This is a genomic window from Filimonas lacunae, assembly GCF_002355595.1.
Classification (GTDB): Bacteria; Bacteroidota; Bacteroidia; order Chitinophagales; family Chitinophagaceae; genus Filimonas; species Filimonas lacunae.
In genome coordinates this window covers 7,232,948-7,248,758 of sequence record NZ_AP017422.1, presented here as the reverse complement: position 1 = coordinate 7,248,758, position 15,811 = coordinate 7,232,948, and the positions used below count along the sequence as shown (strand labels likewise).

At 42.6% G+C, this 15,811-nt stretch carries 21 protein-coding genes; 7 read left to right on the top strand and 14 right to left on the bottom strand.

Features of this window, described 5'->3' with window-relative positions:
* Positions 1–2: 2 nt before the first annotated feature.
* The 9 genes from FLA_RS28765 to FLA_RS28725 form a co-directional block, all read right to left on the bottom strand.
* The gene (locus FLA_RS28765) at positions 3–1,379 is read right to left on the bottom strand and encodes a COG3014 family protein (protein WP_076376858.1); all 1,377 of its coding nucleotides are present in this window, start codon (positions 1,377–1,379) and stop codon (positions 3–5) included.
* Between the two features lie 48 nt (positions 1,380–1,427).
* On the bottom strand, positions 1,428–2,015 hold the full coding sequence (locus FLA_RS28760) for a penicillin-binding protein activator LpoB (protein WP_076376856.1): 588 nt from the start codon (positions 2,013–2,015) through the stop codon (positions 1,428–1,430).
* 48 nt (positions 2,016–2,063) lie between these two features.
* Positions 2,064–2,447 (bottom strand): hypothetical protein, encoded by a 384-nt coding sequence (locus FLA_RS28755; RefSeq protein WP_076376854.1) that lies wholly within the window; start codon positions 2,445–2,447, stop codon positions 2,064–2,066.
* A gap of 183 nt (positions 2,448–2,630) precedes the next feature.
* Positions 2,631–3,290 carry a phosphatidylserine decarboxylase family protein gene (locus tag FLA_RS28750; RefSeq protein WP_076376852.1) on the bottom strand — a complete coding sequence of 220 codons (660 nt, stop codon included), beginning with the start codon at positions 3,288–3,290 and terminating at the stop codon, positions 2,631–2,633.
* Positions 3,291–3,337: 47 nt separating this feature from the next.
* Positions 3,338–4,216 (bottom strand): phosphatidate cytidylyltransferase, encoded by an 879-nt coding sequence (locus FLA_RS28745; protein ID WP_076376850.1) that lies wholly within the window; start codon positions 4,214–4,216, stop codon positions 3,338–3,340.
* A 62-nt stretch (positions 4,217–4,278) separates the two neighbouring features.
* Positions 4,279–4,806 (bottom strand): pyridoxamine 5'-phosphate oxidase family protein, encoded by a 528-nt coding sequence (locus FLA_RS28740; RefSeq protein ID WP_076377404.1) that lies wholly within the window; start codon positions 4,804–4,806, stop codon positions 4,279–4,281.
* Positions 4,807–5,052: 246 nt separating this feature from the next.
* Positions 5,053–6,348, bottom strand: coding sequence for a flavin monoamine oxidase family protein (locus FLA_RS28735; protein WP_159445068.1), 1,296 nt, complete (start codon positions 6,346–6,348; stop codon positions 5,053–5,055).
* Positions 6,349–6,429: 81 nt separating this feature from the next.
* Entirely contained in the window at positions 6,430–6,642 is a 213-nt protein-coding gene (locus tag FLA_RS28730) for a putative signal transducing protein (RefSeq protein ID WP_076376846.1), read from the bottom strand.
* The gene (locus tag FLA_RS28725; protein WP_076376844.1) at positions 6,639–7,568 is read right to left on the bottom strand and encodes a CPBP family intramembrane glutamic endopeptidase; all 930 of its coding nucleotides are present in this window, start codon (positions 7,566–7,568) and stop codon (positions 6,639–6,641) included. Before FLA_RS28725 ends, FLA_RS28730 begins: the two co-directional genes overlap by 4 nt.
* Before the next feature lie 59 nt (positions 7,569–7,627).
* Here FLA_RS28725 and dusB point away from each other — a divergent pair, with 59 nt between their 5' ends.
* Entirely contained in the window at positions 7,628–8,662 is a 1,035-nt protein-coding gene (gene dusB / locus FLA_RS28720) for a tRNA dihydrouridine synthase DusB (protein WP_076376842.1), read from the top strand.
* Here dusB and FLA_RS28715 read toward each other — a convergent pair.
* The gene (locus tag FLA_RS28715) at positions 8,659–9,036 is read right to left on the bottom strand and encodes a c-type cytochrome (RefSeq protein ID WP_084206062.1); all 378 of its coding nucleotides are present in this window, start codon (positions 9,034–9,036) and stop codon (positions 8,659–8,661) included. The two genes, dusB and FLA_RS28715, sit on opposite strands and share 4 nt — an antisense overlap.
* Before the next feature lie 60 nt (positions 9,037–9,096).
* Between FLA_RS28715 and FLA_RS28710 the strand changes: the two genes are divergently transcribed.
* From FLA_RS28710 to FLA_RS28685, 6 genes are all read left to right on the top strand, one after another.
* Positions 9,097–10,467 (top strand): aldehyde dehydrogenase, encoded by a 1,371-nt coding sequence (locus FLA_RS28710; protein ID WP_076376838.1) that lies wholly within the window; start codon positions 9,097–9,099, stop codon positions 10,465–10,467.
* Positions 10,468–10,521: 54 nt separating this feature from the next.
* Positions 10,522–11,064, top strand: coding sequence for a glutathione peroxidase (locus tag FLA_RS28705; RefSeq protein ID WP_231940349.1), 543 nt, complete (start codon positions 10,522–10,524; stop codon positions 11,062–11,064).
* A gap of 12 nt (positions 11,065–11,076) precedes the next feature.
* A complete protein-coding gene (locus FLA_RS28700) occupies positions 11,077–11,589 on the top strand; it encodes a hypothetical protein (protein WP_076376834.1) in 513 nt (170 codons plus the stop codon).
* The gene (locus tag FLA_RS28695) at positions 11,589–12,053 is read left to right on the top strand and encodes a nucleoside deaminase (protein WP_197705835.1); all 465 of its coding nucleotides are present in this window, start codon (positions 11,589–11,591) and stop codon (positions 12,051–12,053) included. Before FLA_RS28700 ends, FLA_RS28695 begins: the two co-directional genes overlap by 1 nt.
* A gap of 102 nt (positions 12,054–12,155) precedes the next feature.
* Entirely contained in the window at positions 12,156–12,761 is a 606-nt protein-coding gene (locus tag FLA_RS28690; RefSeq protein ID WP_076376832.1) for a superoxide dismutase, read from the top strand.
* 102 nt (positions 12,762–12,863) lie between these two features.
* A complete protein-coding gene (locus FLA_RS28685) occupies positions 12,864–13,475 on the top strand; it encodes a hypothetical protein (RefSeq protein ID WP_144263982.1) in 612 nt (203 codons plus the stop codon).
* Positions 13,476–13,561: 86 nt separating this feature from the next.
* Here FLA_RS28685 and yidD read toward each other — a convergent pair whose 3' ends face one another.
* The 4 genes from yidD to FLA_RS28665 form a co-directional block, all read right to left on the bottom strand.
* Positions 13,562–13,792 carry a membrane protein insertion efficiency factor YidD gene (gene yidD / locus FLA_RS28680; RefSeq protein ID WP_076376828.1) on the bottom strand — a complete coding sequence of 77 codons (231 nt, stop codon included), beginning with the start codon at positions 13,790–13,792 and terminating at the stop codon, positions 13,562–13,564.
* Positions 13,767–14,108, bottom strand: coding sequence for a ribonuclease P protein component (locus FLA_RS28675; protein WP_159445067.1), 342 nt, complete (start codon positions 14,106–14,108; stop codon positions 13,767–13,769). The genes yidD and FLA_RS28675 overlap by 26 nt, the downstream gene beginning before the upstream one ends.
* 158 nt (positions 14,109–14,266) lie before the next feature.
* Complete coding sequence (rpmH, locus tag FLA_RS28670) at positions 14,267–14,422, bottom strand: 50S ribosomal protein L34 (protein WP_076376824.1); 156 nt, start codon at positions 14,420–14,422, stop codon at positions 14,267–14,269.
* 116 nt (positions 14,423–14,538) lie between these two features.
* On the bottom strand, positions 14,539–15,801 hold the full coding sequence (locus FLA_RS28665) for a hypothetical protein (protein WP_076376822.1): 1,263 nt from the start codon (positions 15,799–15,801) through the stop codon (positions 14,539–14,541).
* Between the last annotated feature and the right edge of the window lie 10 nt (positions 15,802–15,811).

The following is a 15,811-nucleotide window of genomic DNA, read 5'->3' as shown; positions in this document are numbered from 1 at the left end:
AGTTATTGCATACGGCGATAATTGTAAAACTGCAAACCGCCGTTGCCCTGAACGGTGATAGTGGCAGCTGTATTACCCCCTGTTTTTATCTCTACCTTATTTTCCCCTTTTTTCAATGGAACTCTTATATAAGAGATCTGTGCAGGTAACGACTGCCAGTTACGAGTATCTGCTTTTTCTACCAGCAAGTTTACTGCCTGTAAAATATCCCCGGCTGTTTGATTCTTATCCTTCACCTGCTTCTCTGCAATCTTTTTCACCAGCAGGCGACTTAGTGCCAATGAGATATCCTTCAAAGCACGTTCACTAAGTGTGTTGGTGGCTATATAGTTAATGTCTTCAATAGTATTTACCATCCCCATTGCCACACTGTCTACCGTTACCGAAAACTGGGCATTGGCTAATGGACGCACTACATAGGAGGGCATAGCCAGGCGGAATACATTGAAATCGCTTACCGATAGCTTACTGGCATCAATACCTACTGAAAAATTTACCGGTACCGTAATGAGCTTACTGCTGTTGGTAAAGAAAAAGCCGGCTTCATTTTTAATCAGGGTAAAAAAGTAATCATCCTGCTTTTTATAAGGTGCCGTTCCGTTTTCCAGAAATAGCACCAACTCCCCACCATCAGACACAGGTTGGGCCTGATAGCTAATGCCCAATTTTTGCTGATATTCTGTTACCTGATCGGTAAATCCTAACAGGGTAGCCATACGCAACAGATCCTGCTGCAACTGCAGGGGCAAAGCAACTCCATAATAGGTATGGTTAGGTTGCCTTAAAAACAAATCTGCGGCGTTTCTATACGAGATAAAGGCATTGTTGATGTCATTGTCTCCTTCGTACAAAAGCCCTTGTATAATCAGCGCAAATGCATCCTGGCTATAACGGCTGCTTTTATCATTGAATTTATCGCGCTGCTCGTTATTGCTTAATGTAATACGACGGGCCTCTACCAGCGCATCTTCTTTCTTACCCAGGTACAGGTAGTTCAATGCCTTGTAATAGTGTACCAGGAAAATTTCAAAGTCTTCACCCCGGTAAGTTTGCATCATGGGGTTGGTCAATGTGCCTACGGCTATATCCCAGGCGCCGTTTCTAGGACCTTCTGTAAAATTATCCGCCAGGTTAAAATAGGTATTGCTGGTATCGTACTGGTGCAATAAATGCGACACGTAGCCCTTTTCCATATAATACAGCAAACGGTTTCTCCTGGCTTGAATGAGTTTATTCTTGTCCAGTGAACGTTCGGCCTGCTGGTAATTATTGGTTTGTAACCCATCATAATACGATTGCGCTCTTTCATGATAGGTGGCACACGAAAAGAAAACAGGCATCAATAGCCATGCTATCCATGCCTGCCTGTACTTGAACATATCAATGTAGTTATGTTATCAAAATAGATGGAGTAAAACAGGCATTGCCTAGTTCTTCACGTACTTGGCAATTTTTTTATCGCCTATCCAAACCACTTCGTTTGTTTGCAGATTGGTCAATTCCAGGTTTACCTGGTAAGTAACAGTTTTCTGGCGTTTATAGGCATCTACAATAGAATTGATACTGCCTTGCAGTATATAGTCTGCACCTGATTCCAGGCCAAACTTTTTCATGGTAGATACAGAAGCGTTGGTTTGCTGATCGGCACGTTCTGCACGTAGCTCTTCTCTTTTTTTACCGCTTTGCACCAGGGTTACTCTGCCACCATTTACAAAAGCACGTTCCAGATCTTTCATAAAAGTTTCTGCTTCAATATGCTCGTGACTTTTATTTAAAACCATTCCCACAATCACTACCGGCTTTTTACCAGCTTGCTGTGTATAATCGGTAATCCAGTTGCGACTTAAAGCATCGGTGATCATTTCATCAGAAACCAGGCGGCTATCGGTATTATTCCATGAACCGCTGATATCAACTGTAGCATTAGGATCTAAGCGGGTTACTTTGCGGGAGCATGAGGTAAATGTTCCCACTGTTGCCAGCATAAATGCGGCAGCTATCATTCTTTTGTTCATCTTGTATAATTGTATTTGAAGAGTGGCGTTTTATAAATGCTTAAACGGTTACCAGCCAAACCGCCAGTTACCGGAACGGAAACCAATGCTGGGAATGAAAGAATTGTAATAGCCATTGTTCCATGAGTTGTAACCATAGTTACTATACCCATACGAAGGATAATAGCCTCCATATTGTGCACGTGTCAAATTCACGTTATATCTTCTTTCCCTGCGCTGCGCACGGCGTTCCAGTCTTGCCTGGTAAAAGTCGTATGCTTTATATGTTTGCTGAATGGTGGTGTTAGAACCTGCCAGCAGAGAGTCTTTGTGCCATGTATACTTCTCCTGGCTTTCGAGGTAGTTAGGGTTTTGATCAGGCACTGTTGTTTGTGCATGCGACACTATAAGGCCTGTAAAAAAAAGCACGATTAGGGTAAAAAACTTTTTCATAACAGTATGTGTATTAGATGTTATTTGATAACATTTCCTCTACAAAAATACTTTATTCTTCCATCAACATAGTGTTAATAAGTACTCAATTGGGATGAACGGCAGGCAAAAAAAAGCCCCGCAGCCTTTTTAAACTGCGGGACATAAAGAATGTTGTATATATGTTCGAAAACGTTGTTCTTTTTACTTCCAGGTAGCCAGTACGGTAACGCCGCCCTGTACTTTCTGGTTCAGGTTTACATTAATCTCAGTTCCAACGGGTAATAACACGTCTACACGACTACCGAACTTAATAAAACCCATTTCTTCGTTCTGTTTAACAGTCTGGCCAGGAGCCAAGTAGTTACAAATACGCTTGGCCAAAGCTCCGGCAATTTGTTTTACCAGGATAGTGCCTTTATCATTTTCCAGTACCACACTATGTCTTTCATTTTCCGTAGAAGACTTAGGGTGCCATGCTACCAGGTATTTACCGGGATGGTATTGGCTGTACTTCACCGTTCCACTCATGGCATTTCTGTTCACGTGCACATTAGCAGGGCTCATGAAAATACTCACCTGGATACGTTTGTCTTTGAAATATTCTTCGTCAGTGATCTCTTCAATTACTACCACTTTGCCATCAGCAGGGCAAATGATTTTGTTTTCACCTACCGTGAGCTGACGCGCCGGAATACGGAAAAAGGAAATGATAAATAATACCAGAAAAAGGGTAACAAAGAAAATGAGGGCTGCAAGCCAGAAATACGAAAAACTTAAAAAAGTAAAGGATAAAATATTGATGACGCCGAAGATAAGCGCTGCAATACCAATGGACTTATATCCTTCTCTGTGAATAGTCATGCTAAAAATTTGAACGACAAAGATATGGTTTGACACTACATTTTAAACTATAGAAACAGTTTTAAATACAGCCACACGAAAGGCGTAGCCAGCAACAGCGAGTCAAAACGGTCTAAAAAACCGCCATGGCCCGGCATAAAACTGCCGCTATCTTTTACACCTGCCATCCTTTTCAACTTACTTTCCAGTAAATCTCCGGCCGTACCTATTACAGCAGCTATACCCGAAATCACCAGTAAAGACTGCACATCCCTTAAATTGGCTACAAAATAACCCACTAATGTAACGGTAGCAACCGCCAGGATAGCCCCACCAATAGTACCCTCCCAGGTTTTCTTGGGTGAAATGGATGAAAAAGGAGTTTTACCTATAAAAGAACCCACGATGTAAGCCATGGTATCGTTAATCCAGATAGAAGCGATTAAAATCACCGGGAAAAGCCAGCCGATATTAGCACCTGATAGTACTCCAGCGTAAGAAGCCCCCATACTGTACAGATCTATCATAAAGCCCCAGCTTAAAGAAACGTATGCCAGCCCCAATAAAGAGTAGCCAATGTTTTTTAACTGAAACTGCTTGCTAAACAATACTTCTGTAATAGGCAGTACTATTGCCATAATAAGCAAAAGCCACCAGCCCCCTTCATGTAACGTTATGCTACCAATTTGCCATTGCGCACTCGCCATCCATAACATAAATCCCCAGCCCAACAATATAACGCCATACTTATGAAAAGGGTTGATCTGCTGATAATCAGCATCAATCAACCCTAATAATTTTTGATATTCGAGCCAGCAGCCCACATGGATAATGGAAAATAGAATAAAAAACGACCATTGATTCAGGAATAGACCAGCCAGCATTACTACAGCAAACACTACTGCTGTTAATGCCCTTGTTTTAAAGGTCTGCACGTTAAAAGCCATGCGAAAGGTAAAATTGATGAGGTTCAAAGGTCGTATAAAAAAGCATTCTGCCGTCAACCTTCCTATATCGATGCTCCCTGAACGCTGATATGGCCCTGAACACCTTCTTCATCTCCATTACCACCTGTTACAGCTTTTGCCAGGATATTAAAAAAGGTGATGGCCTTGTTATGTTTAGTGTCCCAGTAATAAGCTTCCTGTGGCGCTACGCAAATCACCGTTAATTCCGGATCATCCAACCCGCCCGGAAACCAAACTTTATCAACTGCATTCCATAGCTCTTCTGCTTTTGCGCGATTGTGATCAAACACAGTGGCATCACCATACACACTTAAAAACTCTGCTTTGGAAGTATTGGAAAAGAACAGTTGCACACGCTTGTCGTTTTTAATATGCAGGTTTTTATCGCTGCTCTTGTTACTTAAAAACCAAAGGTTACCAAATTCATCTACCTGGCTTACGCTCATTGGACGCGTAGAAAGAGGTAACACAGTTAATGCAGTAGTAAACAAACATATGTCTGCACTTTTAGCCAGGGCTTTTAATTTTTCTACAGCCTCTTCACTGGTTAGGTTTTGAATGTTGCTCATAGATTTTCCATTTAACAGGTGAAACAATAAAGGTGCATCCCTTTTGGAATACACCTTTTTATGAATGCTTATTCCTTTTAATTTTCTTTTCTCCTCACAGAAAAGAATGTTTAGCAGGAAATCACCATTCCGTTGTCTATACCCATAAAAACTTCGTGCCATGGTTTACCACAAATGTTAATTGCTCTTAAACGGGAAAAGAAGGAAACATATTTTGTGGCTAAATGCTGAAAGAAGTCTACATCATTATGCCTGTAAAGCCTTTAAAGCAGCCTGCTTACCACTCACTAACGCTGCTTCTACCGTGCCTGTGTAAGAGCCCTGGTAAAATGCTTCGCCTGCAAAGTATAAAGTATCTGCAAGGCCCTGCTCTATCAATGGAAGAGCAGCAGGAGTTTCTACCGTAGCATAAGAGTAGGAGCCCAGTGTAAAAGTATCTTCCGTCCAGTTGGCAACCTTGCTGGCAGTTACATGCTGTTGCAAAACAGCTACCTCTGTCTGCAATATAGTGGCCAGCGATTGCAAAGCCATTTGTAACAATGTTTCGGAAGATGCATGTAAGTGTTTTTTAGCTTTAAACCCACCTAACCAACCGGTAAACACAGGCTGTTGTTGCGGCACCTGTGTCCACCAGGTATCTATCAACTCTTCTGAAAAAAGAAATTGCATATGCTGCAATCCTTTTTCCTGCAATAGTTGCTGATAAAAAGCAGGAGCAAACTCTATCAGAATTTTTATTACAGCGCCCATGCCCACCTGGTGAAAAGCCTGCTCCAGCTTATCAATAACAGGCATAAAGGCAACCGCCGCTTCTTGTTTTGCATTCGCCTGCAACACACCCAACGGTAATGCTATTACTATTTTGTTCGCTATGTAATAACTACCTTCTTCTGTATGCACGGTTACTTTTCCCGGTTGCCAGTGAATTTCTTTTACCAGTGCATTTACAATGATCTGCGAGCCCAGGGCAGTAATATTTTCTGCCATAAAAGCAATCATACTTCCATAGCCCTTATCAATTCTGTATTGTGGTGCATCTTCTTCCTGCAACCATTCTTTACGTAATGCAAAAACACTGGCATTGGAAGCATCGGCATTATCGTAACCGGCAGCATAATTTTCTACCGCCTTACGTAGACCTGAATATCTTTCTCCGGGAAAATATTGTTGTAAAAAGCTTTCCAGTGTAATGTCTTCTTGTAGTAATTCTAGTTGCTTTACCAGCAAAGGCCAGTCGGGTATAAACATTTCACTCTTCACCAATGCCCCTTTCTCCATTCGCCACATTTCACCGGCTACTTCATGATAAGTTAAGCCAGCTTCCTTTAGCAATTGTTGTGTTTCGGGTAAATTGCCATGTATAAACTCAGCACCTAGTTCTAGCTGTCCATTTCCACCGGCATCTGTAGTCGTATAAATACGACCACCCAAACGCGCCCTGGCTTCCAGTACCTGCACTTTTTTGCCGGCTTTCGCCAATTGTAAGGCAGCCATCAGTCCTGACGCGCCGGCTCCAATTACTATCACATCATATCCACTCATACCGTCCATATTATCAGCTTAAATATACAGGATGCTTTTCCCGAACAGGGAACAGGTAATACGTTATGCAGAACTCATTGCTTAATTCAGCAATGCTTTATTGAGTAGCTGATTAGCAAAATCTTTCAAATGTACGGGTACATATATTTCTATCTCTCCGAAATTGAGGTAACTACTGTCCTGCTTATTCAGCAACAGCACTTGTATCAGATTCTCTTCCAGCAAGCCTTTTACAATGCTGGCACGTGTGTAATCGGAAAGACGTAATAATAAAAACCACGAATTAGGTGTCATGGGTTCGTATGATTAAATGGTTCCTGATCATTAGGATATAATTGTGCCACCCTTTCACTTTCCGTTTTAAAACGAATCAATAAAGAAACGGTCACCATTAATCCCAGTAATCCAATATACAAAGGAAAAGTGTCATTCATAGAATCATTTACCGAATCGGGCGTTAGTTTACCGGAACGGCTTAACGAATACACACTGGTTAATGCCATGGCATTATTGAAAAAATGCGCCCAGATATTTAACCAGATATTGTTGCCATAATAATACAGGTAGCCCAGTACCATACCCAGCATCAGGCGGGGTAAAAAACCGTAAAAGGAAATATGAATAGCACTGAACAACACCCCTGTAATCAATATACCTAACCAGGGCTTGCGCACCAGTCCAACAGCCACCTGCTGCACACAACCTCTAAACAACATTTCCTCCATCATAGCAGGTAAAAAAGCAAGCAGTAACAAGGAAACAATATAGTCCTGTATGTTGCGCATACCTGCAATGACCATAATATCTTTATTGTAATTGTCTTCCAGCTTTTTAAATGCTTGGGCCCAATTTGCCGGCACTGGAAGCTGTTGGTTTACTCTGGCCAGCGCACCGCCTAACAAAACCGCAGCAAACACAATTACAATTACCAGAAACACCTGTTTGCCACTGATGCGGCGGGTAAAACGGAGATATTGGGCAGGTTTATGGTTATTTACTATATAGCCAAATACGAGTGAGGGAAGTCCCATTGTTAAAAAAGCGCCAATACATTGCGACAACCTGGCTATGCCCGGAGAACTGGTGAGCGCATCAGGACTCAGGTGTAAAGCCGACATAAGTACCTGAATAAGAAGCGCTAGTACAATTGCACTGGTGCCGAAAATAAAAAGTAACAGACCTAACTGAGCCAGGTAATTGTTCCGAAGTGTTTGACGCATGCTTTAAATATAAGAATCGTAATTTTGCAAATTTACGAGTAACCCGTAGTATTTATTACATGGTGAGAATTGGAGAGATAACGTTACCGGAATTTCCGCTACTGCTGGCGCCCATGGAAGATGTAAGCGACCCGCCGTTTCGTGCTGTTTGTAAAGACAATGGCGCTGATTTGATGTACACTGAATTTATCAGCAGCGAAGGATTAATCCGGGATGCTATCAAAAGCAGACAGAAACTGGACATATTCGATTACGAACGTCCTATCGGCATCCAGATATTTGGAGGTGATGAAGAAGCGATGGCTTTAAGCGCCCGCATTGTAGGTGCCACCAACCCCGACCTGGTGGATATTAACTTTGGTTGCCCGGTGAAAAAAGTGGTAAGCAAAGGGGCAGGGGCAGGTGTGTTAAAAGATATTGACTTAATGGTAAGGCTTACCAGTGCTGTGGTAAAAGCAACGGATAAACCCGTTACAGTAAAAACCCGCCTGGGATGGGATGAAAGCTCTATTAATATAGAAGAGGTAGCAGAACGCCTGCAGGATGTAGGCATTAAAGCACTTTCTATACATGGCCGCACACGCTCGCAGATGTATAAAGGTCATGCCGACTGGACCTTAATAGGTAAAGTAAAGAACAATCCACGCATCCAGATCCCTATTTTCGGCAATGGCGATATTGACAGTCCCGAAAAAGCACTGGAATATAAAAACCGCTATGGTATAGATGGCATTATGATTGGCCGTGCTGCTATTGGTTATCCCTGGATTTTTAATGAAATAAAACATTTCTTCAACACAGGCACTCATGCACCTGCGCCCACTGTACAACAACGTGCAGATGCTATTAAAAAGCATTTACATAAAGCAGTAGAATGGAAAGGAGAAGTGGTAGGCATACTGGAAATGCGCAGGCATTATACCAACTACCTTAAAGGCTTTCCGCATATTAAAGAATTCCGCAACCAGCTGGTAACAGTAAAATCAGTAGCAGAAATTGAAGAGATACTGCAACAGATAGTAACACGTTACGATGGTTTTGTTCCGGAAAGGCGAATGGCCACCTTCCCGGAAGAAAAAGGCTGCGAATGCTAGTTCTTTAACAGGAAAATGTATTTAATCATTTGCTGCGCGTCTGCTTCTGACAGTTGTGGATGCGCAGTCATAGGAACCGGCCCCCAAACACCCTGTCCGCCTTGTATCACTTTATTAGCCAGCATTTTAATATTGGCCTCATTGTTTTCGTACTTATTAGCCACCTGCCTGTAAGATGGCCCCAGCATTTTATCTTCTATTTTATGACAGCTTAAACAGTCATTTTTGGCAACCAGCTCTATACCTTTCTGATAATCGGGGTTGCTGCTGTTGTCTTTTAAAGGTTTGGCCTGTGCCTGATTTTGTCCACTCTGTTGTCCGCAGGCAACCATTGCCACTGCAATCATTGCCAAAGCCCAATACTGCTTTTTCAAAGTAAAATAGTTTGTCCTTCACAAAATTAAGGTGCGTAACTTGTATCTATAAATACTTTTATGCAACATGCCTTTCTACAGCCCATGCAGCAACATTATACCAATGGTGCTACGCGTAGTTACAGCTTTAGAATTCAGCAGCTGAAAAAGTTACGCAACGCCATACAGGAATATGAAACCCGCATTATAGAAGCCCTGTATAATGATCTGCATAAATCGCCCGAAGAAGCCTACACCACAGAAATAGGCATTTGCTATGCAGAAATAAAACATATCCTGTACCACCTGGAAGAGTGGATGCGTCCTTCACATGTATCAACACCATTGGCCCTGTTTCCCGGCAAAAGCAAAGTGATCAAAGACCCGTTAGGCGTATGCCTTATTGTGGCTCCCTGGAATTATCCTTTTAACCTTATGATGATTCCATTGACCGGCGCTATTGCAGGTGGTAATTGTGTTGTACTAAAACCTTCTGAACTGGCGCCGCACACAGCCGCTGTTATTGCAGATATGATACAGGCTCATTTTGCACCTGAGTTTATAAGTGTAGTGCAGGGAGAAGGCAGTACCGTAGTGCATTCATTGCTACAGGAATTCCGCTTTCATCATATTTTTTTCACTGGAAGTATTCCAGTAGGCAAAGCCGTTGCACAGCAAGCCGCAGCGCAATTAATTCCTGTTACGCTGGAGCTAGGTGGTAAAAGCCCTTGCATTGTGGATGAAACCGCTAATATCACTACCGCTGCTGCACGTATTGTATGGGGTAAGTTTACCAATGCCGGGCAAACCTGTGTAGCACCGGATTATCTGCTGGTGCATCAGTCTAAAAAAGAAGCATTGATACAAGCAATGACAGCCGCCATTCAAAAATATTATGGCACTGACCCGCTTCAATCCTACGACTATGGTCGCATTATCAACACCAAAAGATTTGACACCTTACAGGAATACCTGAAACAGGGGCAAATAGTTACCGGCGGCCAAACCAACAGGAACAGTCTTTACATAGCACCTACTATACTGGACCATGTTGCAACTACCGCCCCTGTTATGCAGGAAGAGATATTTGGCCCATTGCTTCCGGTATATACTTACCAGCACCGCGAAGAAGCGCTGGCGTTTATACAGCAACACCCTAACCCGTTGTCGCTATATGTGTTCAGCAGCAACCGCGAAGCACAAACTTACTTTACAGAAAACATTGCATTTGGCGGTGGTTGCATCAACAACACATTGATGCATCTGGGCAACCCGTATTTGCCGTTTGGAGGTGTTGCCACCAGTGGTATGGGGCAATATCATGGTAAATACAGTTTCGATATCTTTACCCGGCCTAAAGCTATTCTTACATCAGCTATATGGCCCGACCCTTCAGTAAAATACCCGCCCTATAAAGGCAAGCTGAAGTTATTAAAATGGCTTTTAAAATAATTGGTTACCATGAAAGGGAAACAGTCTTTTTTACGCTTCGTCTACCCGCTGCTTATGAAACTTACCCGTTTGCTGGGCGTGAACAATCGCATACAATATAACACCAATGAAGCTGTGCCGCCAGCCTCTTTCTACGCATTACAAACCGTGCAGAACAATGGCGTTACCCTTAGCTTTGAACAGTTTAAAGGCAAACAGGTGTTACTGGTAAATACCGCTTCCGGTTGTGGCTGGACCGCTCAATACACGCAACTACAACAACTGCATCAGCAATATCCGCAACTGGTAATTTTAGGCTTTCCCGCCAACGATTTCAAAGAGCAGGAAAAAGGAAGTGATGCAGAAATAGCACAGTTTTGCCAGGTAAATTTTGGAGTTACTTTTCCATTGATGAAAAAAAGTGTGGTGATAAAGGATGTTGCACAAAGCGAAGTGTTCAAATGGCTTTCCGATGCATCGCTCAATGGCTGGAATAACATTCAACCTGAATGGAATTTCAGTAAATACCTGGTGAATGAACAAGGCAGTCTGCAATATTACTTTGGCCCTTCTATTTCACCACTGAGCACCACTGTTACACAAGCTATCACTCATTGATAACCCGTATCCATGCTTACTCAAACAGATATTGAAAAATATTTCACCGCCGAAAAGCAAACAGCACTGGCATTTATCATTACAGGTTGTGTGCTGTTGGTGTTTGCAGTCATCTGCTGGCTGGCGCTAAAAACACCCGCCTGGAAAGGAGCTGCAATTCCTGCTGTTGCTGTTGGTTTGCTGGTGATTATTGCCGGTTACACCGTATATAACAGAAGCGATGAACAACGTATCAGCAATGTGTACGCCTTGTCTATGAATCCCGATCAGCTGCAGCAACGCGAACTACCGCGCATAGAGGCCGTAAACAAACAGTTCAGATACATACACATTGCCGAATGTATATTGCTGTTAACTGGCAGCATTATAATAGCCGCAAACAGGAACAAGCCTGAAAGTTCTTTCTGGTTTGGATTTGGTGGTGCATTAACATTGCTGACCATTATACTGCTGGTTACTGATATCTTTGCAGCGCAACGTGCCAGCCAATACACCCACCAGTTAAAATCTTTATTACAGCAATAATGCCTTTGTACGACGATACTTATTTTATGCAGCAGGCTTTAAAAGAAGCACAGCTGGCCTTTGATGAAGAGGAGGTGCCTGTGGGTGCTATAGTGGTAATTAATAATAAAATAATTTCCAGGGGTCATAACCAGGTAGAACGCTTAAACGATCCTACCGCCCATGCTGAAATCATCGCATTAACATCTGCCTTTAATCACCTTGGCGCTAAATACCTGCCCGATGCTACTTTATATGTAACAGTGGAACCCTGCCTTATGTGCAGCGGGGCCTTATACTGGAGTAAAGTGGGGCGTATTGTATACGGCGCCAGTGATGAAAAAAACGGTTACCAGCGCTTTACCGATCCGGCACCCTCTTACAGCAGCGCTCCTTTTCATCCAAAAGCGGAGATAGTAAAAGGTGTTATGGCAGCTGAATGTGCCTGGTTAATGCAATCCTTTTTTCGGGCCAGGAGAAAGTAAGCTAACACTGGTAAATGTAATTTGGTACTATTCCCCATCTGGCAATAAATTTGTTGCACTTAACATTCTTAATTTCGATCAATAAACATAAAACCAATAATTATGGCATTTACTTTACCGTCACTTCCATATGCACATGAAGCTTTGGAACCACATATCGACACTCTTACCATGCAAATACACCACGGCAAGCACCATCAGGCTTACGTAGATAACCTGAACAAGGCTATTGCCGGTACTGAACATGAGAACAAGAGCCTGGAAGAGCTGGTGAAGAGCGCGGGCGCTATTTCTCCTGCTGTTCGCAACAACGGTGGTGGTCACTGGAACCACACCTTTTTCTGGGAAACACTGGCTCCTAACGCAGGTGGCGCTCCTACAGGTGATTTAGCAGAAGCTATCAACGCTGCTTTCGGTTCTTTCGATGCTTTCAAAGAAAAACTGAATGCTGCTGGTACTACCCGTTTCGGTAGCGGCTGGGCGTGGTTGTTAGTGAAAGATGGCAAATTGGAAGTAAGCTCTACCCCTAACCAGGACAACCCTCTGATGGATGTTGCTGATGTAAAAGGCGCTCCTATCTTAGGTGTTGACGTTTGGGAACACGCTTATTACCTGAAATACCAGAACCGTCGTCCTGAATACCTGGGCGCATTCTGGAATGTGGTAAACTGGACCAAAGTGGCCGAACGTTTTGCCGCAGCTAAATAAAAAATTAGCAAAAAATTCAAATACGTTATAATTTGAGTCCGGCAATAGATAATATTGCCGGATTTTTTATTCAACCTGATCTTCAATTAATAAACGATTACAATGACAATTAAAAAGACATTGTTAGGTCTTATGCCGCTTGCTTTGTTAACAGCCTGTGGTGGTGGTCCCGAAACAAAAGTGCTGGTGATAGCCAAAGGCACTATTGAGCATAATGAAAACAACATTACTGTAAAAGACGGTAGTGGCTATGCACAGTTGGAAATAACCGTAAAAGGCAAAGACAAAAACACCATTACTGCCGATGGCCCTAATGGTAAAGTGAGTGTAGATGTAACTGCCCCTGGTTATTATGTATTAAGCCTGCGCGCTGATACCGTAGTAGGCGCTTACCAGAAGCTGGCCACTAGCAGCACCCCGCACATGTCGCAGGAAGAGCTGAAGGCTAAAATCGATAGCCTGCAACAATTAACAACAGGAGCAAACGTATCAGCTGCTAATCATAACTACCTGGTAGCTCCTAATCAACTGGTGAAAGTAAGTGATAACGGTAATGCACGTGTATACGGCCCATTCCATAAAGTACCGGACAATATTGAGCCGTCTGCAGATGGTAAAGAAGTAGAGATTTACAAATTCTCTACCAATAATGAAGTACGTGAACTGGTTGGCAAACTGTCTAAATTAACACAGGCAGAAGCTCCTAAGCAATAAGAGCATTCAACTACCAGCATAAAGAACGGGATAAAGTGGATAAACAGGCGCTTTGTCCCGTTTTTGTTTTCGGCCTAGACACCTGCCTATGGGACAGGGTCATAACCGCTGCCACCGCCAGGACGACACCTGGAAATTCTTTTTACCGACAATCCCATTCCCTTTATCACACCATGTTTTTTCAATGCTTCTGCGGCATATTGTGAACAGGAAGGCGTAAAACGGCACTTAGGCCCTAAAGCAGGAGATATTACATACTGGTAAATACGTATCAGCAAGATAAAAGGATAGCTAAGTAGCCGGAGTAGTATTTTCATCTAGCTCTTTTATAATACGTTTAATCACTAATGGCATTTTCTGGTGCAGCAACTCCTGGGTAGGTAATACTTTGTCTATATATAGCATAAACACCACCATTGGCTGCTGCTTTTCCTCCACATACTGTTGCAAAGGCAGGGCGTGCAAACGATATGATTCGCGCATCAGGCGTTTTACCCGGTTACGGTGTACCGCTCGTTTAAAATGACGGGTTCCGGCCGCTACACCCGTTTGTAAGGATTCGCCAGGCGTTTCTGCTTGCAAAAACAGCACCTTTAAAGGAAACAAAGTAAAACTGCGCCCTTGTTTAAACACAGCATCCAGCAGCTTCCTGCTTTTAAGCTTACTTTCTTTTCCGTATGTATAACGCTGTTTAATAGACGGTTATTTTAAAATGTACAGGAGGAAGAACCTGATTATAAAAAAAGCTCCACTTTGCAGGGAGCTTTCAATACTATAAATAGCTTTTACTACTACTTGAGTCTTCTCTCGTCAGAAACTGTCAGTTTCTTACGGCCTTTCGCGCGGCGGCTTGCCAACACTTTGCGACCATTGGCAGTTTCCATACGCTTACGAAAACCATGTACGGTTTTACGACGACGTCTGTGTGGTTGAAATGTACGTTTCATACAATAAATTTTTAACTAACCCTTAATTTTATTTCAACTTTCAGATAACAGCCACCATCACTGCCACCCGGTGAAAGGACGGCAAAAGTAGGACATTTTCCTGTTTCCTGAAAATATTAATTATATTTTTTCACCTTGGTAAACCAGAAATCACGGTACATCACCGTAAAATTTACCATAGAGTAATTCTGTTTAATCAAATTCTGCTTAGTGGTACCATTAACGCCTAATTCAGCGCTAATCTGGTAGGATAAATAGCCTTTGGTATTCAAGCCTATACCCAGTGTAGCACCATAATTTTTCATTTGTTGGCTGTACATCTGCAAGTAAGAGTTTCCATAAAACAAACCGGCCTGCAGATAATATTTCTCGTAGAATGCATTGGTAAACACTTGTTTCAGAGAAGAATATTCAATACCAACAGAATAACGGTCACTATTTACCAGCTGGTAACTTAAGCCTCTGTATTTCAGGTCGCTCCAGTTTTGTGCCTGATAATCAGCTGCGATAGTTAATTTACGGTTGTAATTCAGTGATGCTCCAAATCCATAGGAAACCGGCAGATCAAAATGACTTTTCTGAGTTATCTGGTCTGTAGTTGTCGTTGTAGCTCCATTTACTACCGAAACATAGGTAGTAGACTTCAAATAGGTTTTGTTGGAAGCGGTAGCCCCCAGCGCCAACTTCCATTTGTCGTTTATTTTGCCATTATACTGTAACCCATATTTAAACATGCCATTACGCATATACTGATCACTGGTAGTTTGGATAGTAGAACCTGTGATAATAGAAGCATCTAAAGTTTCTACCTGCTGTTTAGATCCGAATATGTAGGAAGCCTCGATACCAGCAGACAGATTTTTAGTAATCTGGAAGGCATTGGCAAAGTAAGCTTTATGTAAACCGCCAGAACCCTTATAATAAGCGTCCATGTTATATTCAGGCTCATTCACAACGCCTTTGCTGCCTAATAGAGAATAGTTACTGCTGCTATAAGGCAATATGCCTATGCTGGAGCCCCACCATTTTTTTACTTTAATAGCTAATGCCAGCTTTGCCACCTGTAAATCGGTAGAATTTCCAGGGCTGTTGGTAAGTGTATTGCTCACATAGTTAACCGCCTTAAAACGACCCGTCATTTCTACTGCAAAAAAGTGATCATCCAGTTTAGCATAAGAAGCAGGGTTGGCATGATACATAAACCTTCCCGACGAAAGGCTGATACCAGTGTTGGCCATACCTGCCGAACGGTCTAAGTTGCCGGTTTCCAGGTCACCTATGCCCAAAATAGAGTAAGGTGAAGTGTTGTTCTGCGCCAACACACCTGTATATTGACCTGCCAACAAAATGCACAAAAATATTTTCGATACTTGCTTCATTATTTCAATT

Bases quoted from the DNA above. Each gene is read 5' to 3' on its own strand.
- FLA_RS28765 (WP_076376858.1), bottom strand. From the start codon at position 1,379: ATGTTCAAGTACAGGCAGGCATGGATAGCATGGCTATTGATGCCTGTT.
- FLA_RS28760 (WP_076376856.1), bottom strand. From the start codon at position 2,015: ATGAACAAAAGAATGATAGCTGCCGCATTTATGCTGGCAACAGTGGGA.
- FLA_RS28755 (WP_076376854.1), bottom strand. From the start codon at position 2,447: ATGAAAAAGTTTTTTACCCTAATCGTGCTTTTTTTTACAGGCCTTATA.
- FLA_RS28750 (WP_076376852.1), bottom strand. From the start codon at position 3,290: ATGACTATTCACAGAGAAGGATATAAGTCCATTGGTATTGCAGCGCTT.
- FLA_RS28745 (WP_076376850.1), bottom strand. From the start codon at position 4,216: ATGGCTTTTAACGTGCAGACCTTTAAAACAAGGGCATTAACAGCAGTA.
- FLA_RS28740 (WP_076377404.1), bottom strand. From the start codon at position 4,806: ATGAGCAACATTCAAAACCTAACCAGTGAAGAGGCTGTAGAAAAATTA.
- FLA_RS28735 (WP_159445068.1), bottom strand. From the start codon at position 6,348: ATGAGTGGATATGATGTGATAGTAATTGGAGCCGGCGCGTCAGGACTG.
- FLA_RS28730 (WP_076376846.1), bottom strand. From the start codon at position 6,642: ATGACACCTAATTCGTGGTTTTTATTATTACGTCTTTCCGATTACACA.
- FLA_RS28725 (WP_076376844.1), bottom strand. From the start codon at position 7,568: ATGCGTCAAACACTTCGGAACAATTACCTGGCTCAGTTAGGTCTGTTA.
- dusB (WP_076376842.1), top strand. From the start codon at position 7,628: ATGGTGAGAATTGGAGAGATAACGTTACCGGAATTTCCGCTACTGCTG.
- FLA_RS28710 (WP_076376838.1), top strand. From the start codon at position 9,097: ATGCAACATGCCTTTCTACAGCCCATGCAGCAACATTATACCAATGGT.
- FLA_RS28705 (WP_231940349.1), top strand. From the start codon at position 10,522: ATGAAACTTACCCGTTTGCTGGGCGTGAACAATCGCATACAATATAAC.
- FLA_RS28700 (WP_076376834.1), top strand. From the start codon at position 11,077: ATGCTTACTCAAACAGATATTGAAAAATATTTCACCGCCGAAAAGCAA.
- FLA_RS28695 (WP_197705835.1), top strand. From the start codon at position 11,589: ATGCCTTTGTACGACGATACTTATTTTATGCAGCAGGCTTTAAAAGAA.
- FLA_RS28690 (WP_076376832.1), top strand. From the start codon at position 12,156: ATGGCATTTACTTTACCGTCACTTCCATATGCACATGAAGCTTTGGAA.
- FLA_RS28685 (WP_144263982.1), top strand. From the start codon at position 12,864: ATGACAATTAAAAAGACATTGTTAGGTCTTATGCCGCTTGCTTTGTTA.
- yidD (WP_076376828.1), bottom strand. From the start codon at position 13,792: ATGAAAATACTACTCCGGCTACTTAGCTATCCTTTTATCTTGCTGATA.
- rpmH (WP_076376824.1), bottom strand. From the start codon at position 14,422: ATGAAACGTACATTTCAACCACACAGACGTCGTCGTAAAACCGTACAT.
- FLA_RS28665 (WP_076376822.1), bottom strand. From the start codon at position 15,801: ATGAAGCAAGTATCGAAAATATTTTTGTGCATTTTGTTGGCAGGTCAA.